The organism is Vibrio sp. 1-Bac 57 (assembly GCF_037546855.1).
Lineage (GTDB): Bacteria > Pseudomonadota > Gammaproteobacteria > Enterobacterales > Psychromonadaceae > Psychromonas.
The window spans coordinates 14,607-38,094 of sequence record NZ_JALAAC010000019.1 but is presented as its reverse complement, the minus strand read 5'-3'; the positions used below and the strand labels follow the sequence as shown (position 1 = coordinate 38,094).

The following is a 23,488-nucleotide window of genomic DNA, read 5'->3' as shown; positions in this document are numbered from 1 at the left end:
AAACATTAAAAATCAATTAAATAGTCGTTAAGCATGTCCATCACTAATAAATTTCGCTTAAGCCTTTGTTAATCGCCATCGGGTGTTGAGATATGTTCAATAAACGGCAATAATACACGCACTATTTTCAAGACATCCAATGGGACTTTTTACGCATGGATATTAAACAAATTCAGCAGCTTTCTTCAACAAGTATGACTCAGGTGAATCAATTGATTACTGAACAGTTAAGCTCTGATGTTGCGTTAATTAATCAACTCGGCTTTTATATCATTAATAGTGGCGGTAAACGCATTCGTCCACTTATCACTGTATTAGCGGCACAAGCGATTAATGTCTATTCTCCTAACATTACAAAGTTAGCGGCTATTATTGAATTCATCCATACTGCGACGTTATTACACGATGATGTTGTTGATGAGTCAGACCTTCGCCGCGGCGAGAAAACAGCCAACGCTTTATTTGGTAATGCAGCAAGCGTACTCGTCGGGGACTTTCTATATAGCCGTTCTTTTGAAATGATGACAGAGCTTGAGAATTTTAAAGTAATGAATGTTTTAGCCAGCGCGACCAATGTCATTGCTGAAGGAGAAGTATTGCAATTAATGAATTGTAATAATCCCGATACCACTGAAAAAACCTACATGGATGTGATCTACTTTAAAACTGCAAAACTATTCGAAGCGGCTACGCAATTAGTTGCCGTATTAGGCCAACAACCTCAAGCGATAGAAGATGCGTTACTTAATTACGGGACTTACTTAGGCACAGCTTTCCAATTAACTGATGATGTCATGGATTATGCGTCTGATGCGCAGGAGATGGGTAAAAATACAGGTGATGACCTAGCAGAAGGCAAACCAACTCTACCACTACTGTACGCAATGCAACACGGTACAGAAGCTCAAAGAGCTTTGATTAGAGAAGCAATTGAAAAAGCCAATGGTATGCAACACTTTGATTTAATCATGCAAGCACTGAATGAAACGAAGGCACTTGAATATACAAAACAACGTGCAATGCAAGAAGCGGATAAAGCCATTGATGCAATTGCTATCTTACCTGAAAGCGAATATAAACAAGCGTTGATCAGCCTTGCACATATAGCTGCAAACCGAGTTAGTTGATACTGATTAACATAAATAGTGTGTAGATAATATTTAAGTTAGCTTCGTCCACGATGCAATAATAAGATAAGTACTGTAATTATCACTCCAACCGCAGTAAAAAAATTGCTACGAGAGACATCTCCCGTAGCAACCTCTTATAAACTTGATCTAAACTTCTCTTATACTTCCTCCAACAACACTAAACTTTCGAAAGGACGTAACGTGATCTCTTTACTTAACAAACTATTTATTACTCGTCCATTACTCTCCACTTGTTCGGATTCGCTATAGTTAGCAATAATAACCTTTGTATTTTCCAAACAAAGTGAATCGGGCAAAGCATAAGACACTTGCTCTGAGGAAAAATTATTAATGCATAATAGTTTTTGTTCAGGGGTTGTGCGCTGATAACAGAATAGCAGTTCATGCTCCGGACAAAGATCCTGATAATCCCCCCAACAAATAACATCTAACTGTTTACGTAATATCAATAATTTTTGGTAATGATAAAAGACCGAATTTTGATCTAACAGAGCAGCTTCAACATTAATTTCAAGATAATTACTCGCCACTTCTAACCACGGCTGCACATCACTAAATCCAGCTTGCTCTTTTTTATTCCATTGCATAGGTGTGCGTGAGTTGTCACGTGATTTATTAGCTAAAATAGCCATCACTTGTTGTTCAGTTTTCCCCTGTTCAAGCATGATTCGATGCATATTAATGCTCTCAAGGTCACGATACTGGCTAATTGATTGATACCCAGGGTTGGTCATCGCAATCTCTTCACCTTGGTAGATATAAGGTGTTCCCTGCAGCATATGTAAGGCACTGGCGAGCATTTTAGCCGATTGCACACGATATTGTTTATCATCACCAAATCGACTAACAATACGCGGCTGATCGTGATTACACCAAAAAAGAGCAGACCACCCCTTATTATGCATTCCTTGTTGCCAGTAATTAAATATTTGTTTTAATTGCAACAAGTCTAACGGTGCATTGGTCCACTTATTACCATCCTTATAATCTGTTTTAAGATGATGAAAGTTAAATACCATGGACAGTTCAGTTGCATCTGTTGCAGAATATTGTTGGCAATGCGTAAGGCTAGTTGAAGACATTTCTCCCACGGTAACCGAACCATACTTATTAAAGACAGACTCACTTAATCGCTGCAGATATTCATGCGCACGTGGCCCATCGGTATAAAATTTTCTGCCATCGCTTTCATCCTCGGGAAAAGAGGGTTGCTTAGAAATTAAATTAATCACATCTAAACGAAATCCATCGACACCTTTTTCAGCCCAAAAGCTAATAATATTCTCAACTTCTGCACGTACTTTTGGATTTTCCCAATTCAAGTCTGCTTGCTGTTCAGCAAATAAATGCAAATAATATTGACCACTTTTTTGATCAAACTTCCACGCATTACCGCCAAACTTAGATTGCCAATTATTAGGCTCGGCACCCATTTTTGGATCTTGCCAAATATAGTAATCACGGTAAGGACTGTTTTTATCTGCGAGTGCAGACTGAAACCATTGATGCTCAGTAGAAGTATGATTGACCACTATATCAAGAATAATACGGATCCCTTTTTGGTGAGCAGTAGACAGCAGCATATCAAAATCTGCCATATCACCAAAATCAGGATTAATATTGTAATAATCGGAAATATCGTAGCCATTATCAATCATTGGAGAACAATAAATAGGTGTTAACCAAATAGCATCAACGCCTAAAGTCTGTAAATAATCTAATTTACTAATGATGCCTTGAATATCGCCTGTTCCTTTGCCGCCACTATCGCAAAAACTTTTAGGATAGATTTGATAAATAGTCGCTTTACGCCACCACTCGTTGTGTAAATTTTTCATAGAGTACTCGTTAAGTGAATGAAAAAATCATCCACTATTATTTGAAATTGCTAATTATTTAAAGAAAAAAGCTAAAGTTGAAGATCAAATCAACCTAAAGAGGAACTATTAAGACACCGCCGCCGCTTCTTCTTGCCCTTCAAGCTTATGGTTTTTCTCAGCTCTTTTATAAAGCACGATGGTTAATATAATTGGCACAATAATGGCCGCTAACATAGCGACAAAGAACACCATCCAGAACTGTGGTTGTATAGACAAAATGCCAGGTAAACCGCCCACACCGATACCGTTAGCCATCACACCCGCACTACCACATATTCCAGCAGCAACCGCAGCACCGATCATCGCGCTCAACATTGGAAATTTATATTTAATATTAATCCCGTACATCGCAGGCTCAGTTACTCCAAGAAAAGCAGAAATAGCAGCAGGTACTGAAATCTCACGTTCATTAGCCTTTTTACTCACCCAAATAATGCCAACAACGGCTGAAGCTTGAGCAATGTTAGAGAGTGCAATAAGCGGCCAAATTGGCGTACCACCCATGTCTTGCATTAACTGCAAGTCCACCGCATTAGTGGTGTGATGGATACCAGTGATCACTAAAGGCGCATAGAAGAAAGCAAAAATCATTGAACCTATTACCGCAAAGTCGCCAGTCATCGCTATTTTGGCTGCATAACCAACATAATTACCAATTTCACGGCCGATAGGGCCTATGATTGAATGCGCAAGAATAACCGCGACCAACAAAGAGATAAAAGGCACCACCACAAGATATAAATACGCTGGAATAATACGTTTAAGGTTAACTTCAATATAAGCTAATGCCATCCCTGCAAATATAGCGGGTATGACTTGCGCTTGATAACCCACTTTTTCTATTACAAAGAAACCAAAGTCCCATACATCTGGGACTTGAGACCCAATATTGTAAGCATTCATTAATTGCGGAGAGACCAGTGTAATACCTAAAACGATTCCTAAAACCGGTGTTCCACCTAGCTTTTTAACCGTTGCCCAACACACAGCAACCGGTAGAAAGTGGAAAATAGCTTCGCCTATTATCCATAAAAAAGAATGTACTGCAGCCCAGAAAGTGCTTATTTCTACTAAGGTTTTCCCATCAAACATACGAATATCACCGATGATATTCCTGAAACCTAAAATTAAACCACCGGTAATAATAGCGGGTAATAAAGGAACAAAAATCTCAGCCATATGCGAGATACTTCGCTCTAACAGGCTCATATTTTGACGAGCAGCGACTTTGCTCTGCTCTTTAGTATCACCACTGTGGCCAATGAGTTTATTTAAAACTTTATAAACATCATCAACTTCTGTCCCGATCACAACCTGAAATTGCCCTGCATTAGTAAAACAACCTTTTACCATTTTTAAGCTTTCAATTTTTTTAATATCCGCAGCATCATTGTTATTTAAAACAAAACGAAGCCTTGTAAGACAGTGACTAACACTAGCGATATTTTCTTTTCCACCTATATACTCAATCAAGGAGGCGATATCTTGTTCTTTAATTTTACTCATAATGATGTCCATTTTAGTAATTAACCATGCAAATGGGAGCGCTCCCATTAACTGATCAAATGATAACCAATGAAGAAGATAAATAAAACAAGAGCCGACATAGAATGTGGTTATGATCACGAAACAAATGGGAACACTCCCAGTGTGTGCGAGTGATATCAGTTTATACTATTTTTGAGCGTTAATTATTCAGCCTTTAGGCCCATATGTATTGTCGCAGCTTGAACAAGGTGCGTTACCTTCTGTTCCCCAGATAACTGTTTGAATAATAATTCAGCTGCACTTTTTCCTGCTTGAAAATAACCTGGGTCAATGCTGAATGTATTCTCAAAAATAAACGGTAACATATCTGATGCGCCTATTCCGGAAACAATCACGTCATAACGCTGAAGTTCTTGTAATCGTTTTGCAACACCAATCGCTAAGGTATCACTAGCGCATACAATGGCTTGGGTTTCAGCAGTTAACACTGCATCAGTCAAATCATAAGCACTATGATGGCTCAGCTCACCGGTCTCATAACGACTAGCTAACTGATGCGCTTGGCAATAATCCAAGTAAGCATTAAGTCGCATTAAACCTGTTGTTTTATCTTCAGGGTTCACTCCAAGATAGCTAATGTGTTGCTTTCCTAATTGTTGAAGGTGAATCATCGCTTGCTGGATCATGCCATCATTATCGTAACCAACCGATGAAATAACATCACTATTAACAGCAATGACAATCGCTTTCTGACCTAATAACTCTAATGCTGTTAAATCATAATCACTAAAGCCAAATAGAATAATCCCGTCAACATGGCGCTTCTGAAGAACAAGTAAGTGTTCATCTGTTTTACTTGCACTGAATTGCCCTTCCATGATTAAAGCGTCGTAACCATTCGCATAAATAATGTCTAATAACCCACTTACTACCTGATTTTCAGAGACTGATGATAATCGAGAGACAATGATCCCAATCACCTTGCTAGTGCCTCCTCCCATCATTTGTGCGGATTTAGAAGGAATAAACCCAGACTCTTGAATAACACGCTGTACTTTTTCACGTGTACTTACTTTTACTTTAGGATCGTTTGTTAAAACACGTGATACCGTTGATTTTCCAACACCCGCTAGTTTAGCAATATCCATGATAGTTAACTTTTTAACCATGACTGCTATTTCCCTTAATACAAAAAAGCCCTCTATATTTTACAATATAGAGGGCTTTTTAAAACAAATATTGTATTGACTAAATCAATTAGTTAAATGGATTAACTTGAATAATTGTTTCGTTACGATCTGGACCAGTAGAAATAAGATCCATTGGCACGCCAGTAATTTCTTCTAAGCGTTTGATGTAAGCTTTAGCATTCGCTGGTAATGCATCATAAGTCGTCACACCGAATGAAACTTCAGACCAACCAGGCATTGTTTCATAAATAGGTACTGCTTGCTCATAACCGTCTGCAGACATAGGCGGCACATCAACTACTTTGCCACTAGGCATAGTGTAACCAATACAAATTTTAATTTCTTCTAAGCCATCTAAAACATCTAGCTTAGTTAAACAAAAACCAGTAATACTGTTTAATTGCACAGCACGTTTAATAGCAACGGCGTCAAACCATCCTGTACGACGTAAACGCCCTGTCGTTGCACCAAACTCATGGCCAATTGTACCCATGTGGTGACCAGCAGGATCTAACTTGTCAATCCCATCGTAAAGCTCTGTAGGGAAAGGGCCAGAACCAACACGAGTGGTATAAGCCTTAACAATACCTAACACATAATCAAGATGTGTTGGGCCAAAACCACTACCAGTAGCAACACCACCTGCAGTCGTGTTTGAAGAAGTTACGTACGGGTAAGTACCATGGTCAATATCAAGTAATGTACCTTGAGCACCTTCAAATAAGATATTCTCACCACGTAAGCGAGCTTTATCTAGTTCGTCTGTCACATCAATAACCATACTAATTAATAGCGGTGCTATTTCAGTCATTTGTGCTAATACATCTTCATAGCTCACTGCTTCTACTTTGTAGTAGTTAACTAATTGGAAGTTATGATATTCAACGACTTCTTTTAATTTAACAGCGAATTTTTCCATGTCGAATAAGTCATCAACACGTAAACCACGACGAGCAACTTTATCTTCATAAGCAGGACCGATACCACGACCAGTTGTACCAATTGCTTTATTGCCGCGCGCTTTTTCACGTGCTACATCTAATGCTACATGGTAAGGAAGGATTAAAGGACAGCCTTCACTGATTGAAAGACGTTCTTTAGCAGGAATGCCTCTTTCGATAAGCATGTTCATTTCTTTGAACAATGCATCTGGTGCTAATACCACACCATTACCGATGACACATTTTACGTTTTCACGCAAAATGCCTGATGGAATCAGATGAAGTACTGTTTTCTCTCCATCGATTACTAGTGTATGACCCGCATTGTGTCCACCTTGATAGCGAACAACCCATTGCGCTTTGTCTGTAAGTAGATCTACTACTTTACCTTTACCTTCATCACCCCATTGAGTGCCAAGAATTACTACATTTTTTCCCATCAGAATCACATATCTCTAGCGAATTGAACGGGGATTTTAGCAAAGTTTAAACAGTTGAATCAATATCTTTGTTAGTTAATACGCATTTATATATTTAAAAATAAAAAAAGGCCGATAAATCGGCCTTTTTACAATGAGTTATTACTATCTCAATAAGTTTATTAAATCAAATATCTCTTAATAAATGAATCACATCAAAATTTATTTTTGAGAGCCCATGTATTTAAAGAAATCTGAATCAGGGCTTAACACCATCACGTCTTGTTTGTCTGCAAAGCTTTTCTGGTAAGCTTGCATACTACGCATAAAGGCATAAAACTCAGGATCTTGAGAGAAAGCTTCAGAGTAAATCTTTGATGAATGAGCATCACCTCGACCGCGTATCTCCGCAGACTCTTTATTCGCTTGAGCCAACATAATTGATACTTTACGGTCGATGTTTGCGCGGATCACTTCAGACTTCTCTTGACCTTCTGAACGATGCTCTCTTGCAACAGCTTGACGCTCAGCACGCATACGTTTGTAAATACTGTTACTTACACCATCAGGTAAGTTAATTTTCTTGATGCGAACATCAACAACTTTAATACCTAACTCAGATGAACGCGCCATACGTTTCAGTGCTGTTTCCATCACTTCACCACGTTTACCAGATACAATATCTTTAATCGTATGTGAACCAATCTCGTTACGTAGACCATTATTAATTTTACGTTTTAGTAACGCTTCAGCTTGTAATTTATTACCTCCTGTTGCTAGGTAATAAACAGCCAAATCGTCTATTTGCCACTTCACATAAGAATCGATAATTAAATCTTTCTTCTCTGAGGTTACAAAACGGTCAGGTTGGTCATCAAGTGTTTGAATACGCGTATCCATCACGCGAACAGCATCAATAAACGGGACTTTAAAATGTAAACCAGGACCATATACAACCGGTTTATCTTCACTATCACGCTTCACTTTACTAAATTGTAAAACAATACCGTTTTGACCTTCAGTCACAACAAATGCACTGCTTACAAAAACCAAAAATAGAATGGCTGGCAGTATTAAGAATTTTTTCATGATTAGTCTCTCCCAGTAGTTCGAGTGCCACGCGTAGCACGTTCGCTACTTGTTGCGCGTTCATCGAGATCTGCTTGTTCATCGGCACGAGAACGAGTTTCAATTTCGGTTTCAACCGGTAAACGAGATGAGCCGTTATCAGGATTACTCATTAACTTATCAAGAGGTAAGAAAGTTAAATTGCCGCCAGCTTGGTTATCAATTAAGACTTTAGAGCTATTACTAAGTACTCTTTCCATCGTTTCAATGTATAAACGCTGACGAGTAACATCAGGGTTAGCTTGATATTCTGGTAATAATTGATTGAATTTTGCTACCGCACCTTGCGCTTGTAATATAATACCTTCTTCATATGAACGAGCTTGTTGTTCGATACGCTTCACTTGACCACGTGCAATCGGTTCTTTCTCACGCTCATAAGCTTCGGCTTCACGGACAAAACGCTCTTCATCTTCTTGTGCTGCAATTGCATCATCAAAGGCATCTTTAACTTGTTCAGGTGGACGCGTTTGTTGTAAGTTAACATCAACAATTTGGATACCTAGATCATAAGGAGCGATGATTTTATCCAACATTTCCCATGTTTCTTGACGAACCACTTCACGACCCGTTGTTAATGCATCATCCATGGTTGAATGACCAATAACGAAACGTAAAGAGCTATCTAACGCTTGTAATAAACTATTATCAGCATTAGTCACACTAAACAGATACTTTTCAGGTGCAACAATTCGGTACTGAATTTCCATTGAAACTTGTACGATGTTTTCATCTTCAGTTAACATGAAACCCGTTGTAGGCATGGTACGGAAAGCTTCAACGTTAATCGGAATAATTTGATCAACAAATTTTGGATTCCAATGTAAACCAGGATCAACTTGAGAGTGGTAAGCACCAAAACGTAACACGACACCTCGATCAGATTCCTTAACCGTATACCAACCGCTTGCAAACCAAACAATAGCGATAATGCTTAAGATAGCAATAGCGATAAATTTTCCGCCATTACCACTGCCACTAGGACCTTGTGTTGATTTATTACCAAACAAACCGCCTAAAACACCAGATATCTTTTGAAAAACAACATCTAGGTCGGGAGGACCTTGTTCATTTTTTTTGCCGTTTTTGTTCCACGGGTCCTGATCTTTTTTATCATCTTTTCCCGGTTCATTCCAAGCCATGTTAGCTCCTGATTTACTCATAAATTGAATTAATAAAATCTGTTTAACTATGAATCATTTAAAAGAATTTACCAAACACTCAAACTGTTACTGCAATGTAACAATGTTCACGCTAATAATAAAGAGTTTATGACATATTAGGTCCACTCTTCCTTATCTAATTCTGCAACAGTTTGGTAATTGCTATCCACTACAAACTCTTCGATATAACTACCTTCCTGTTTGATCAAACGTTGCCAGTCGGTATTATTAAGACGGATATTAATAACACTATTACCATTTTCTGCATATTCTTCATTTTCAATACACTCTAATTGATAAAATAGAGCGCGTAATTTCCCCTGTGCAGGCGGTATAGATAACTGTAAAGAACGAATTTTTCCAGATAACAACATTGATAATGCATCGAATAACAGATCAACGCCAATATCTTTTTGAGCTGATAACCAAACTCGAATAGGTTGACCTGTTTCGTCGTAATCAATTCTTGGTTCGGCTTGCTCTAATGCATCGATTTTATTCATCACCATTAAGTACGGTACTTCACCGGCATCAATTTCATTTAAAACATGTTCAACGGCATCAATATTCGCTAAATAGTTTTCATCTGAGCAATCCACAACATGTAATAGTAACGTCGCTTCACGAGTTTCTTGCAAAGTGGCTTTAAAAGCAGCAACTAAATCATGCGGTAAGTGACGAATAAACCCTACCGTATCCGCTAAAATACAAGTCCCTACATCATCAACAGAGATCTTTCTCAATGTCGGGTCTAAGGTAGCAAAAAGTTGGTCAGCGGCATACACTTTTGCAGCGGTAATTTGATTAAATAATGTAGATTTACCCGCATTGGTATAACCCACTAATGAAACCGTTGGCACTTCATTGCGTAAGCGAGAACGACGTCCCTGCTCGCGTTGTTTAGATACTTTTTCTAAACGTGACTTGATAGTGGTAATACGCGCGCTTAATAAACGTCTATCACTTTCCAGCTGAGTTTCACCTGGACCGCGCATTCCGACACCACCTTTTTGTTTATCAAGGTGCGACCAACCTCGAATCAGGCGACTCGACATATAATGTAGCTGTGCAAGCTCAACCTGTAACTTACCTTCATAGGTTCTTGCTCGTTGTGCAAAAATATCAAGAATAAGTGCTGTTCTATCGAGCACTAAACATTCGCAAATCTTTTCCATATTACGTAATTGTGCTGGTGTTAAAGCATGATTGAAGATAACAATATCAGCTTCCATGGTGCGTACAGTATCAGCTATTTCTTGTGCTTTACCTGTACCAACAAAAAAACGTGCATGGGGTGACTTACGTGGGCCAGTTACGGTTGCAACTGAATTAACTCCGGCAGAACTGACGAGCAGTTTTAATTCATCAAGATCTTCTTTATTATTTTCATCTGAAAAAGAAACATGGACTAAAACAGCCTGTTCACCGGCTTCGTAACGTTCAAACAATTAACTCTCCAATAGATTAAGTAAGAATTATAAATAGATCTTCATCCTACCACAGCTATAAAATGATTAGATAAAAAAATGGCTTGCCTGCAGGCAAGCCATTATCATAAATGTTACCAAAATTGATAAATTATTCTTCGTGCGCAATGGTAGGAACGGCGCGAGAAGGAACGACAGTTGAAATTGCATGCTTATAAACCATTTGACTCACTGTATTCTTTAATAGAATAACAAATTGATCAAAAGACTCTATTTGACCTTGTAACTTAATGCCGTTGACTAAATAAATAGCGACCGGAATACGCTCTTTACGCAGAGTGTTCAAGAATGGGTCTTGAAGAGATTGTCCTTTTGCCATGTATAGTCCTTATTATTCTTTTTATTATCACTGAACTGCAGTATAACGAAGGGATCAAAAAAAACCGACTGAAAACCTAAAATTTTGATCCGCACCTCTTTCTATCTCTTTGTTATTTCAATAACTAACGTTTTAATCATGCTTTTCTTATTTGAATCTAAGTTTTAATAAAACCGACTTTATTTTTTCAAAGTTATTCTCATCAGCACTTTCTAACCAAGTAATATCTTGCTTCCAACCTCGCAACCAAGTCATTTGTCTTTTAGCGAGTTGTCGCGTCGCCACTACACCACGAAAACGCATCTCTTCATAATCCAGTTTACCTTCAATATACTCCCACATTTGACGATAACCAACGCAGCGCATTGAAGGTAAATCTAAATGCAAATCTCCACGCTGATATAAACTTTGTACTTCTTGTTCAAAGCCCGCTGCGAGCATTAAATCAAAACGCTTTTCAATTCGCTGATGTAGTACTGACTTGTCTAGAGGTGCAATTGCAAACTGTTTAATATTAAAGGGGATAGGATCACTTTTAATGGCCGTCAGCTCAGTCATACTCTTGCCACTAATACGATAAACTTCAATAGCCCTCGCTAAACGCTGTGGGTCATTAACGTGGATCCTTTCAGCTGATACCGGGTCGATGGTACGCAATTCATCATGTAATGCTTGCCAGCTTGTTTCTTTGACTTGCTGCTCTATACCCGCTCGAATTTCAATATCTGCACTAGGCAAAGGAGATAATCCTTCAACTAAGGCTTTATAATAAAGCATGGTTCCACCGACTAATAAAGGCGTATTACCACGCGCGACAATCTCTCCCATCAAACGTAACGCGTCATCACGAAAATTACCGGCGGAATAACTGTCTTTAGGGTCAATGATATCAACTAATAGGTGCGGTGCGAGTGCCTGCTCCTGAGCACTTGGTTTTGCTGTTCCAATATCCATCCCTTTGTAAATTAGTGCAGAATCTACACTGATAATTTCACATTGGCATTGTTGTGCGAGCTTAATAGCTAAATCAGTTTTGCCAGATGCGGTTGGCCCCATTAAAAAAATAGCGAGCGGAAAAGGAGAAATGCTTGTATCGGACATGCTACTGAATACCTTGTAATAACAACGACAAATCGGGTTGTTTGAAACAGCGTTGTAAATGTGTTGCGGATAATGGCATTAACGACGTTAGCAATGTTTCTATTTGCGTTAATGAAGGAGTGATTGCCATTTCATTGGCGACTAATAAAGCCCCTAATTGTTGGCAAATTAATTCAACTTGTTGTTGATCATTGTCATCTATCGCTGCTGCATGGCTTTGTTTTAATAAATCAAATAAAGCAGGCAGAATAACCGCAATAGGAGAATGCCTGAAAGGCGCTGGCACCTGACTAACAATCAAAAATTGAGATTGAAATTTATAACTAAAACCAAGTCGATTTAATAAGGTTTCAGCTTGTTGTGCCACTTGTTGCATTGTTTCATCTAATTTAAATCGCACTGGCAATAATAAAGGTTGAGAGATAACTTCACCATTTTGCCAAGCAGTCACTAAATGCTCGCTAACTACGATCTCATTGGCCTGCTTTAATGACATTAATAGCAAACCATTGTTAGATAAGGCCATCAACTCGGGTTGTAACGGTTGTAACAATAAATAATCTGCACCGATCGAGGACACTACATTGGCGACTTTTACATCTACGTTTTTATTCAACGACGAGTTATGCGTTGCAGGAGAAACGATATTTTGTTGGTAAGCTTCAGCAACAAAATCACAGTAGGCCTCTACTTGTTGGTGATCGAGTCCAGGCCTCTGCACTGCAGGTGAGTAATGATGATTGGCAGCTCCAGTTGATGCCCCTTGGTTGCCCTGCCCAACACGGTTATTCGTACCCGTATCTAAATAATGAGGGTTATTTTGATTGTGATAATTGTTATGACTATTACCGCTATTACTTACACTAGCAGCGTTACTGGTTGCACCTGTGGGTTGAGTATCACTGATACTAGTAGGTGCTTGATAGTCATGTCCGGCAGCTGATGTAGTTAAGTCATTCTGATGGCTTAATAACGAGCTATCATTTAGTGTGCTATTCAGCGTACTACTAATAAAATCATGCACCCAACGCGCTTGATGGAACCTGACCTCATGCTTAGCAGGATGGACATTAACGTCGACCTCTTTTGCATCACATTCAATATAAATAATGTACCCAGGAAACATACCCGGCGGTAAAAAGTGAGCATAAACTTGTTTGATTGCATGGTTAACTAATTTGTCGCGGATCATACGCCCATTAATATAACAATATTGCACGTCGGCTAAAGCTCTTGGCGATAAACGATCCGATACCCAACCTGAAATTTTTAATGCTTGATCTGCATGTTCAAAAAAAACAGCATGTTGAATAAATTGTTCACTACAAACAGCTGCAATACGTTTTTCTTGCTGACTTTGTTGCGGAGCGGCACGATATTGTCGTACCATTTTATTGTTGTGTTTCAAACTAATTGCAATATCAAAACGACTAAGCGCAATACGTTTTATTAATTCATCAATATGTTGAAATTCTGTCTTTTCAGTTTTTAAGAAGCGGCGACGAGCAGGAGTGTTAAAAAACAGATCTAATACTTCGACAGTAGTACCTTGAGGATGAGCCGCAGGCTGCACATTTACTTGCATATCTCGACCTTCCGCAATGGCTTGCCAAGCTTGATCTTGATCCGCGGGTTTTGAAGTAAACGTTAAACGAGCCACTGAACTGACACTGGCTAACGCCTCTCCTCTAAAACCTAAACTAACAATCGCTTCTAGGTCGTCAAGGTGGCTTATTTTACTGGTTGCATGTCGACTCAAAGCAAGAGTAAGTTGGTCTTTACTAACCCCATTACCATTATCTTTAATACGAATACATTTAGCACCGCCTTGCTCAATCTCGATTTCAATCCGCGTTGCTCCGGCATCTAAACTATTTTCGACTAACTCTTTAACCACTGAAGCTGGTCGCTCGACCACTTCTCCAGCTGCTATTTGGTTAGCTAAACGTGCCGGTAATATTTGAATAGACATGCTTTTACACTCGCAGTACTAGCTGATAGGGATAGTAAGCACTTGCCCAACGGCCAGTGAATTCGAACGTAGATTATTGGTTGATTTAATGGCAGTCGTCGTGGTGCCATAGCGTTGAGCAATAACCGATAAAGATTCTCCACTTCGCACTTTGTGCTCTGTTTGTTGTACTTTTTGTGTCGGAATTTTTAATACTTGACCAACAAATAAGGTACTTGAGCGTAACTTATTATGCAGTTTCAGTTGCTCTGACGTTGTTCCATATTGATAAGCGATGACAGACAGCGATTCACCACTTTTCACCTTATGCGATTCAGGTACAGATGGAGCGACATAATTCGCACCTGGAATTTTTAACACCTGCCCGACTAATAAACGTGAAGAACTTAAATTGTTATAGACTTCAAATTGCTTTGAAGTACGATCATATTTTTCAGCAATCACAGACAATGATTCACCACTACTGACCTTATGCTGAGTAGGCACTACAACTTTTTTAACAGCAGCCGTCGTCATCGTTCCGGGTACCTTAATTTTTTGTCCCACACGTAAACTACTAGATCTTAATTGATTATAATCTTTTAATGCTTTTGTGCTCATATCATATTGACTTGCAATCACCGATAGCGAGTCACCACTTTTAACACGGTAAATAAGATCCGGTCGTTGAGTAATTTGTTGTTGATTACCTGGAATTTTTATTTTTTGACCAATCAATAAAGACGTACTTTTAAGGTTGTTATATTGTTTTAGTTGCGCCGTTGTGGATGCATATTTTTGTGCGATTGCAGATAAAGACTCACCACGTTTCACTTTATGTGTTTGCGCTTTTATAACTTTATTTTTTTGTTGTGACTGTTTTCGTTCAACGACAACTAATACAGGTTTCTGTTGTTCAGAAAGTTTTAGCTGCTGGCCAACAAACAAGGTGGTCGTTTTTAAGTCGTTATAATCTTTAATTTCAGCAATACTTTTATTGTACTGGCTAGCAATCACAGACAACGACTCACCACGCTGTACTTTATGTATCTCGGGAGTATTAACAATAGGTGCTTGTACACTAGGTGTTGCAGTCGCTGCGACTTCAATATAGACACCGGGTATCTTAATTTTTTGTCCAACTTGTAAAGATGAACGTTGTAACTTGTTATAAGACATTAACTGAGCAATGCTTTTATCATATTGACTAGCAATCACAGACAAAGACTCTCCCCGTTTAACTTGATGAAGTTGCTCTTTTTGTAGCACTCGTTGAGTCATAGGTTTAGGCGCATTCACTGCGGTGGTTGATGCAACACTAAGTTGAACATCTCCGGGAATGTTAATCTTTTGCCCAATCGCTAAGGTTGTCGAACGCAATTGATTGTATTCAGCTAGTGTTTTTGTGCTTTGTTGGTATTTGGCTGCAATCACAGATAATGACTCACCACGTTTTACAACATGAGTTTGTGCTTTTCTTCTGACCGGCACTGCATTCTGTTGACTCGTTGGTTCATTTGCAGCAACTTGATAATTAGGTGGAATACTTAACACTTGGCCAATTCGTAATGACTTAGATTTTAAATGATTAAACGATTTAAGTTCATTACTCGTTACGCTATAGCGTCTTGCTAAAACAGATAAAGACTCTCCGCTTCTTACGGTATGTTTAATCGCGCGTTTTTTCTGAGCGAATAGACTGCCTTGAGGTGGTTTATCATTAAAATGCTTATAAATACCTTTATAAACCGCACTCGCAATTTTATTTTGAAACTCAGCTTGGTTTAATAAACGTTCTTCAGTGCGGTTAGTAATAAAACCGGCTTCTACTAAAATAGAAGGAATGTCTGGCGATTTAAGCACGGCTAAACTTGCATGTACTGGTTTTTTCTTATGCATTTGAGTGACTTTAGAAAGCTCCGTCGTCACTAAGTCACCAATCGTATAACCGACGCCCATGGTATTACCCATCGACATATCCAATAACATTTTATTCAAAAATGGCACACTATCGGAGTCTTGAATAATATCACCAGCACCGCCTAACAATTCAGAATGTGCTTCGTGTTTTTCCATCCAACGACCTAACTCAGTGGTTGCTCTGCGGTTTGATAATACCCATACGGATGCCCCTCTAGGTTGGCTTGAAGTAAAACCATCGGCATGAATAGAAACGAGGAAGTCGGCTTTTCCTTTGCGTGCAATTTCAGACCTTTTATTCAAATTAACAAAATAATCACCGGTCCTAATTAAAAAAGACTGCATCCCTTTTTGTGCATCAATTTTGGTTTTTAAACGTTTAGCAATTTGTAGAGTGACTTTCTTTTCGTAGGTATACTTACCCAATGCACCAGGGTCATCACCACCATGTCCTGCATCAACAGCAATAATAATATCGCGACCATTTGGCACTGCAGCAATACTTTTGGGTACCTTAGTAACAAGAGTGGGCAGGTCGATGACTAAACGATGGCCATAGGGTTTTGCTGGTCGTAAACTAAAAATTTTCGCTTTACTGGCTTTTTTTAAATCAACAACTAGACGGAATGTACCACTTTCACCACTCGCACTTTCACGAATATTCTTGATCAAAACACCTTTATTGCTAATCTTTTTTAAGTTCGCTTTGTTATTAGTGGTTTTTAAGTCCACCACTAGACGGTCTGGGTGCGTCAGATAATGAGTTTCATAGTCGGGTTTTTGAGCAAGATCTAATACAATACGCGTATTATCAGGAGATGGCCAAGTTCGTACCCCTTTGAGCTCATTTTTTTGAGCAGCAAAGGCATTAAAACTAATGCTTTGTAATATAAATACAAAGCACAAAAAACATAACACTGATGTTAACCGTGTTAATCTGATTGAAGACGAGAAAGTCTTAACTGAACCGGGCTTTTTTTCCTGCACTATCATAAATTTTTCAATACTCTTAATCCAATTTCAGTATTCGCTTGTAAAGTGACTTCACGTTGGTCATCAATATAGGTCAATGTTAAATCTAAATCTGGAGGCGGCAAAAAACCAATGCCACGTTCAGGCCATTCAACTAGACAATGACTTGAATCACCAAAATAATCTCGAATCCCCATAAACTCTAACTCTTCAGGGTCCGATAAACGGTACAAGTCAAAATGATAAACTTGCCAATCTGCCAATTCATAAGGCTCAACTAAAGTATAGGTAGGGCTTTTAACATTACCTTGATGACCTAGGCCTTGAATAAAACCACGCGTTAATGTTGTTTTGCCAGCGCCTAAATCTCCATGTAAATAAATACAGGTAGCGAGTTCACAGGCTTTACTTAAACGCTTACCAAACAAAACCGTTTGCTCTGCATCCTGTAGTTTTTCTTTTAATAAAGTAGACATTTCTTTTTACTGACTTCCAATATAGTTGATAGTTCTCATTATTAACGATCTCTCTAAAAAGAGTCACTTAATAAATAAATGGCATAAAGCTACCGTTTCCAATAGTACCAGAAAGCATATCCCGCATACCACCTCTAGCCACCACAAGCTAAAAAACATTATTATCATAGACTATTTAAGTTCACTTGGTGCTAAACAAAGCTAACCAACATGTCTATTTTTAACTACATTTTCTTCACCGCATCCGCCTTAACTGCATATTCTTTAACGATATTGCTAAGAGTTTTAACAATAATCAGAATAAGGCATTTAAAATCGATAACAGGACAGGACCGTTACATAAAAACTGATAGACACAATTAAGCGCCACATCATTAATATTAATGCAATCTTGCTTATTCAGATAAAGACATTATAAAACAAGACTATAAAATAATAATTAGACGATTTCAAAGTAACCTAAGTGCGCTATCAAAATACTTACCAGAATGTGTTAAACTCACCTTTATACAAAGATTTTAGCCCATCCTTTTCACCTTTTATTAAAGCTAACCATGAAAAATACTCAACCAAGCGCTTCTTCATCGCAGCCACTCTCAAATGCTATTTCATCGACTCCTTCAGATGACGTTTCCGCGACTAAAAACCCCAAACTTTCTGAAACAGAACTTAGGGCGCTTACTAAAAAAATTAAATCATGGGGGAAGGATTTGGGTTTTCAAAAAGTAGGCATTAGTGATATTGACTTAAAAGATCAAGAAGCTAATTTACAAACTTGGTTAGATAACCAATACCACGGCGAAATGGATTACATGGCCAAACATGGCATGATGCGTGCCCGTCCCGATCAATTATTGCCAGGCACTTTACGCGTTATTTCAGTACGCATGGATTACTTACCAGAAGAAGCCCAATTTGCCTCAAACTTAGAGAATAAAGATCTCGCTTATATCAGCCGTTACGCTCTAGGCAGAGATTACCATAAGGTGCTACGTAAAAAATTAAAACAACTCGGCGATAAAATACAAAGTGAATTTAGCGGCTTAGGCTTTCGCCCTTTTGTTGATAGCGCACCGATATTAGAAAGGCCATTGGCAGAAAAAGCGGGGCTAGGCTGGACAGGTAAGCACTCACTATTACTTGATAAAGATGCAGGTTCATGGTTTTTTATTGGCGAGCTATTAATTGATTTACCTTTACCTACGGACCAAGCACAAACAGCCGAATGCGGGCAATGTGTCGCCTGCATGACAATCTGCCCGACTCAAGCAATTGTAGCCCCTTACGTCGTTGATGGCAGACGTTGTATCTCTTATCTAACCATTGAATTATATGGTGTAATCCCAGTAGAGTTTCGTAAAGCGATCGGGAATCGTATTTATGGCTGTGATGACTGTCAGTTGATTTGTCCTTGGAATCGCTTTGCAGAAACAACCCAAGAATCGGATTATCAAGCAAAAGACTTTTTACAAAACCAATCACTAATAACCTTATTTAATTGGTCCGAGACTACTTTCTTAAAAAACACGGAAGGGTCGCCAATTCGAAGAATTGGGCACCAGCGCTGGTTAAGAAATATCGCAGTTGCTTTAGGTAATGCGCCAAGCAGTATCGAGACTATTACCGCTTTACAAAATAAACTTGAATTAAGTGATGATGAGATAGTTAATGAACATATTCAATGGGCATTAACCGAGCAACAGCAAAACATGCCAATCAATATTGACCGTTTAAATAAACGTTTAATTAATGCGGTAAAAAAAGGGTTACCAAGAGACGCCTGACAATAACGGTTTATTTAATACACAAAAAAGGCCTTACAACTTACATTGCAAGGCCTTAGTATTCTCTTGGATAGTGATTTTTTAGCGCTTTAATAGCACTAAAAATTATCAGCTGACTCATTAACACTCTGCAAATCTTGTAACGGCCAGCGTGGTTTTGCTTTTATTTCCAAACCTTGAGTATGCCCTGCTTTTAAACGTTGCATTCCTGCATAAGCAATCATGGCCCCATTATCAGTACAAAATTCACTACGCGGGTAGAACACTTCACCACCTAACTTTTTCATCGTAGCGGCAAGCTGCTCACGTAAAGCCGTGTTAGCACTTACTCCGCCCGCAACCACTAAACGTTTTAAACCGGTCTGTTTTAAAGCTCGCTTACACTTTATGGCAATGGTATCAATCACAGCTTCTTGGAAAGCATAGGCAATATCAGCTTGAGTCTGTTCATCTTTACCTTCTCGTGCAATCGTCACCGCAGCAGAAGTTTTTAAACCACTAAAGCTAAAATCTAACCCTGGTCTATCAGTCATAGGACGAGGAAACTTAAACCGCCCCGCTACGCCTTGTTCGGCCATTTTAGCTAAACGAGGTCCACCAGGATAATCCAACCCTAACAATTTAGCGGTTTTATCAAATGCTTCACCCGCAGCATCATCAATACTTTCACCTAATAAGGTGTATTCACCAATCGCATCCACTTGCACTAATAAGGTATGGCCACCTGATACGAGTAATGCGACAAAGGGAAAATCTGGTTTATGTTCTTCTAACATAGGCGCGAGTAAGTGACCTTCCATGTGATGCACTGCTATCGCAGGTTTCCCCCATGCGTAGGCTAAGCTGCGGCCAATACAAGAACCGACTAATAATGCGCCTACTAATCCAGGCCCCGCGGTATAAGCAATGGCATCAATATCATCTTTAGTACAATTAGCGAGTTTCAAAGCATCTTTGATCAGTGGAATTGTTTTACGGACATGGTCGCGAGACGCTAACTCAGGAACAACACCACCATAATCAGCGTGTAATTTCACCTGACTATATAATTGGTGAGATAACAAACCTTGTTGATCGTCATAAACAGCAATACCTGTTTCATCACATGACGTTTCAATGCCTAAAATGCGCATAATAAACAACCTTATAGCTAAAACAATTAGCTCATTAATTAAGCTAATTAAATAAAATAGAGGATATAATAAAAAATTAGACGCATTCTAACGGAAAAGTACATTTAAGATTGCTTTTTTTGTCGATCTTGATTATAAAATGCAGATCTGAGGATCTTTGGGATCTTTATACTTTATTAATTAAAATTAGTGCGGAATTTCTTTACATTATCCCCCAAATAGGATTAAAATCTCGCACCAATTTAAATGCACTGGTCAATTTACGACCGTAACCATAAAGGTAATAGGCATATGCCAGTAATTAAACTTCGTGAAAACGAACCATTTGACGTAGCACTACGTCGTTTTAAACGTTCTTGTGAAAAAGCAGGTATCTTAGCAGAAACACGTAAGCGTGAATTCTTTGAAAAACCTACTACAGTTCGCAAACGTGCTAAAGCAGCAGCTGTTAAACGTCACTTGAAAAAACTTTCTCGTGATAACGCTCGTCGCGTTCGTCTATACTAGAATAGATAAAGGTTTCCGATGTCTATAAAAACAAGATTACAAGAAGAACAAAAGCTTGCAATGCGCGCTAAGGATAAGGTCCGTTTAAAGACTATCCGCTCATTAATTGCTGCTGTGAAACAGATTGAACTCGATGACAAAGTTGAATTGGATAACGACGCTGTAACTGCGGTGGTTGTTAAATCAGTAAAACAGCGTAAAGACTCAATCTCGCAGTTTGAAAAAGCTGACCGTACTGATCTTGTTGATATTGAGAAAATGGAACTTGTTATTTTAGAAGAGTTTTTACCTCAAGCACTCACTTCGGAAGAAGTTGAAGCACATATTAAGCAAGCTATTGCAGCAGTTGATGCACAAGGCATGCAAGATATGGGTAAAGTGATGGGGATACTCCAAAAAGAGATACAAGGAAGAGCGGATATGGGTTCAGTCAGTGGTCTTGTAAGAGCACACTTGAAATAAACCCTATTCATCTTTTTTGATTAAAAAAACCTCAGCTTAATATTTAAGTCTGAGGTTTTTTTGTTTTAACCTGTATTAAATATTAATTCCCCCTATTATTTATTCATCTATTAATTGTAATGAGTATTAACAACTATTGTGTACTTTTAACCACAACGAGTATACTAGCCTCTTTTATCAATAGGACTCACAATGGCCGGCCGCATTCCCAAAAATTTCATTGACGATCTGATTTCTCGCACCGATATCGTTGATGTAATTGATAGCCGTCTTAAATTGAAGAAAAAAGGTAAAAGCTACCGCGCACGCTGCCCCTTTCATAATGGTAATAACGACTCAACTTTTTCTGTAAGTCCAGATCAACAGTTTTACCATTGTTTTAATTGTGGGGTTAGCGGTAATGTCGTTTCCTTCCTTATGGATTACGACGGAATTGAATTTGTCGATGCAGTAGAAGTACTCGCAGAGCAATTGTCCATTGAAGTACCCCGTGAAGAATCAGGGCACACTCAACCAGCAACCACTTATGTCGATAGAAAAGATCTTTATCAACTGATGGCTGACATAACCCGCTTTTATCAACAACAATTACGTACACATAAACACAGTGAAAAAGTCATTAACTACTTAAAAAGTAGAGGCTTGTCGGGTGAAACAACTAAACATTTTCAAATCGGTTATGCCCCCGATGGTTGGGATGAAGTACGTAAAAAATTCGCTATCAACAAGCAATTAGAGCAACAGTTAATTGATGCTGGCATGCTGATCAGTAAAGATAGCGGTGGTAGCTATGACCGTTTCCGCGATCGCTTAATGTTCCCTATTGTAGATAGGCGTGGCCGAGTAATCGGCTTTGGTGGGCGTGTTTTTGATGATACAACACCAAAATATTTAAATTCGCCGGAAACCCCTATTTTCCATAAAGGCAAAGAACTTTATGGTTTGTATCAAGTTAAACAACATGAAAAAGACGTAAAACGCATTTTAGTCGTTGAAGGTTATATGGATGTTGTTGCGCTAGGACAATTTGATATTCACTATGCAGTTGCTTCTTTAGGGACGGCGACCACACCAGATCATATTCAATTATTGTTTAGACAAACTAGCGAAGTTATTTGTTGTTTTGATGGTGATAGTGCGGGACGAACCGCTGCATGGCGTGCTCTTGAAAATGCTCTACCCTCTATTCAAGATGGTCGAACATTACGCTTTATGTTCTTGCCTGACGGTGAAGATCCAGATAGCCTAGTACAAAAAGAAGGCAAAGCATTTTTTGAAAAACTGGTTGACCAAGCAATGCCATTATCAGATTTTTTATACCAACATCTACTAACGCAAGTTGATATGCGTAGTGCCGATAGCAAATCTAAATTAGCACAACTGGCGATTCCGTTATTAACAAAACTGCCTGACTCTGTATTTAGACAGATGATGGAAACGCGTTTAATTAGCTTATTAGGCATTGAAAAAGAAGGTTTAAAAAAGCTTTTGCCCGCGCCAACAAAGCTTGAAAAAAGACCAACATCAAAAAAAATAACGCCAATGCGTTTAGCTATTTCATTACTACTACAGAACCCCCAAATGGCCTATCAGTTAGATGAAATACCTGAGTTTAAAGAAATGCAAATACCCGGCTTAACTCTTTTAAATTCACTACTTGAAATTTGTAGAGATACACCCCATCTATCTACTGGTCTACTATTAGAACATTGGCGCGAACAGCCACAAGAAAAGCAACTAATTGCTTTAGCAACTTGGAATAACCAAGTACAAGAAGATAAATACGAACAAGTATTTTTCGACATATTAGATAATTTTTTATCATTACACCTGACCCAACGAATTGAGTTTTTAAAACAAAAATCAAGGCAAGGTGAGGTTTTAACAACAGAAGAAACAGTCCAGCTGGCTCAACTTCTAAAAGAACAAAAACAACATTAATGGGATTGGCATAAAATTCATTTTAAGCGTATACTCGAGCGCTTATATTTTTTTCCCATTTACACCACATTTCAC

17 protein-coding genes and 2 pseudogenes are annotated in these 23,488 nt (G+C 38.6%); 5 read left to right on the top strand and 14 right to left on the bottom strand.

What is annotated here, in order from left to right:
* Window positions 1-155: 155 nt before the first annotated feature.
* Window positions 156-1,127: an octaprenyl diphosphate synthase gene (ispB, locus tag MT391_RS13090; RefSeq protein WP_499440794.1), complete on the top strand. Its 972-nt coding sequence runs from the start codon at window positions 156-158 to the stop codon at window positions 1,125-1,127.
* Between the two features lie 161 nt (window positions 1,128-1,288).
* Here the strand turns inward: ispB and treC are convergent, their stop codons facing one another.
* The 13 genes and pseudogenes from treC to tsaE form a co-directional block, all read right to left on the bottom strand.
* Window positions 1,289-2,989, bottom strand: coding sequence for an alpha,alpha-phosphotrehalase (gene treC, locus MT391_RS13085; protein ID WP_499498427.1), 1,701 nt, complete (start codon window positions 2,987-2,989; stop codon window positions 1,289-1,291).
* Window positions 2,990-3,097: 108 nt separating this feature from the next.
* A complete protein-coding gene (treB, locus tag MT391_RS13080) occupies window positions 3,098-4,537 on the bottom strand; it encodes a PTS trehalose transporter subunit IIBC (protein ID WP_299661528.1) in 1,440 nt (479 codons plus the stop codon).
* Window positions 4,538-4,722: 185 nt separating this feature from the next.
* Entirely contained in the window at window positions 4,723-5,688 is a 966-nt protein-coding gene (treR, locus tag MT391_RS13075) for a trehalose operon repressor TreR (RefSeq protein ID WP_499498425.1), read from the bottom strand.
* A gap of 88 nt (window positions 5,689-5,776) precedes the next feature.
* A complete protein-coding gene (locus MT391_RS13070) occupies window positions 5,777-7,090 on the bottom strand; it encodes an adenylosuccinate synthase (RefSeq protein ID WP_499498423.1) in 1,314 nt (437 codons plus the stop codon).
* Window positions 7,091-7,291: 201 nt separating this feature from the next.
* Window positions 7,292-8,158, bottom strand: a complete 867-nt coding sequence (gene hflC, locus MT391_RS13065) for a protease modulator HflC (RefSeq protein WP_166372351.1) — start codon at window positions 8,156-8,158, stop codon at window positions 7,292-7,294.
* Window positions 8,159-8,160: 2 nt separating this feature from the next.
* Window positions 8,161-9,339 carry an FtsH protease activity modulator HflK gene (hflK, locus tag MT391_RS13060; protein ID WP_166372350.1) on the bottom strand — a complete coding sequence of 393 codons (1,179 nt, stop codon included), beginning with the start codon at window positions 9,337-9,339 and terminating at the stop codon, window positions 8,161-8,163.
* Between the two features lie 137 nt (window positions 9,340-9,476).
* Window positions 9,477-10,808 carry a ribosome rescue GTPase HflX gene (gene hflX / locus MT391_RS13055; protein WP_166372349.1) on the bottom strand — a complete coding sequence of 444 codons (1,332 nt, stop codon included), beginning with the start codon at window positions 10,806-10,808 and terminating at the stop codon, window positions 9,477-9,479.
* 130 nt (window positions 10,809-10,938) lie between these two features.
* The gene (gene hfq, locus MT391_RS13050; RefSeq protein ID WP_025565420.1) at window positions 10,939-11,166 is read right to left on the bottom strand and encodes an RNA chaperone Hfq; all 228 of its coding nucleotides are present in this window, start codon (window positions 11,164-11,166) and stop codon (window positions 10,939-10,941) included.
* A gap of 147 nt (window positions 11,167-11,313) precedes the next feature.
* On the bottom strand, window positions 11,314-12,267 hold the full coding sequence (miaA, locus tag MT391_RS13045; RefSeq protein WP_499440804.1) for a tRNA (adenosine(37)-N6)-dimethylallyltransferase MiaA: 954 nt from the start codon (window positions 12,265-12,267) through the stop codon (window positions 11,314-11,316).
* 1 nt (window position 12,268) lies between these two features.
* On the bottom strand, window positions 12,269-14,239 hold the full coding sequence (gene mutL / locus MT391_RS13040) for a DNA mismatch repair endonuclease MutL (RefSeq protein ID WP_499498421.1): 1,971 nt from the start codon (window positions 14,237-14,239) through the stop codon (window positions 12,269-12,271).
* Between the two features lie 27 nt (window positions 14,240-14,266).
* Window positions 14,267-14,401 (bottom strand): annotated as a pseudogene (locus MT391_RS13035) (LysM peptidoglycan-binding domain-containing protein); the annotation flags it as partial.
* A gap of 1,563 nt (window positions 14,402-15,964) precedes the next feature.
* A pseudogene (locus MT391_RS13030) lies at window positions 15,965-17,131 on the bottom strand (N-acetylmuramoyl-L-alanine amidase); the annotation flags it as partial.
* The gene (gene tsaE / locus MT391_RS13025) at window positions 17,128-17,586 is read right to left on the bottom strand and encodes a tRNA (adenosine(37)-N6)-threonylcarbamoyltransferase complex ATPase subunit type 1 TsaE (protein WP_166372345.1); all 459 of its coding nucleotides are present in this window, start codon (window positions 17,584-17,586) and stop codon (window positions 17,128-17,130) included. The gene tsaE and the pseudogene MT391_RS13030, both read right to left, overlap by 4 nt.
* 554 nt (window positions 17,587-18,140) lie before the next feature.
* Between tsaE and queG the strand changes: the two genes are divergently transcribed.
* Window positions 18,141-19,370 carry a tRNA epoxyqueuosine(34) reductase QueG gene (gene queG, locus MT391_RS13020; RefSeq protein ID WP_166372344.1) on the top strand — a complete coding sequence of 410 codons (1,230 nt, stop codon included), beginning with the start codon at window positions 18,141-18,143 and terminating at the stop codon, window positions 19,368-19,370.
* A gap of 98 nt (window positions 19,371-19,468) precedes the next feature.
* Here queG and tsaD read toward each other — a convergent pair whose 3' ends face one another.
* Window positions 19,469-20,503, bottom strand: coding sequence for a tRNA (adenosine(37)-N6)-threonylcarbamoyltransferase complex transferase subunit TsaD (gene tsaD, locus MT391_RS13015; RefSeq protein WP_499498419.1), 1,035 nt, complete (start codon window positions 20,501-20,503; stop codon window positions 19,469-19,471).
* A gap of 291 nt (window positions 20,504-20,794) precedes the next feature.
* On the opposite strand from tsaD, the gene rpsU reads away from it, so the two are divergent.
* The 3 genes from rpsU (at window position 20,795) to dnaG (ending at window position 23,413) form a co-directional block, all read left to right on the top strand.
* Window positions 20,795-21,010, top strand: a complete 216-nt coding sequence (gene rpsU, locus MT391_RS13010) for a 30S ribosomal protein S21 (RefSeq protein WP_025563760.1) — start codon at window positions 20,795-20,797, stop codon at window positions 21,008-21,010.
* Between the two features lie 18 nt (window positions 21,011-21,028).
* Window positions 21,029-21,472 (top strand): GatB/YqeY domain-containing protein, encoded by a 444-nt coding sequence (locus tag MT391_RS13005; RefSeq protein ID WP_028868999.1) that lies wholly within the window; start codon window positions 21,029-21,031, stop codon window positions 21,470-21,472.
* A gap of 192 nt (window positions 21,473-21,664) precedes the next feature.
* Window positions 21,665-23,413, top strand: coding sequence for a DNA primase (dnaG, locus tag MT391_RS13000; RefSeq protein WP_166372341.1), 1,749 nt, complete (start codon window positions 21,665-21,667; stop codon window positions 23,411-23,413).
* The last annotated feature ends 75 nt before the right edge of the window (window positions 23,414-23,488 follow it).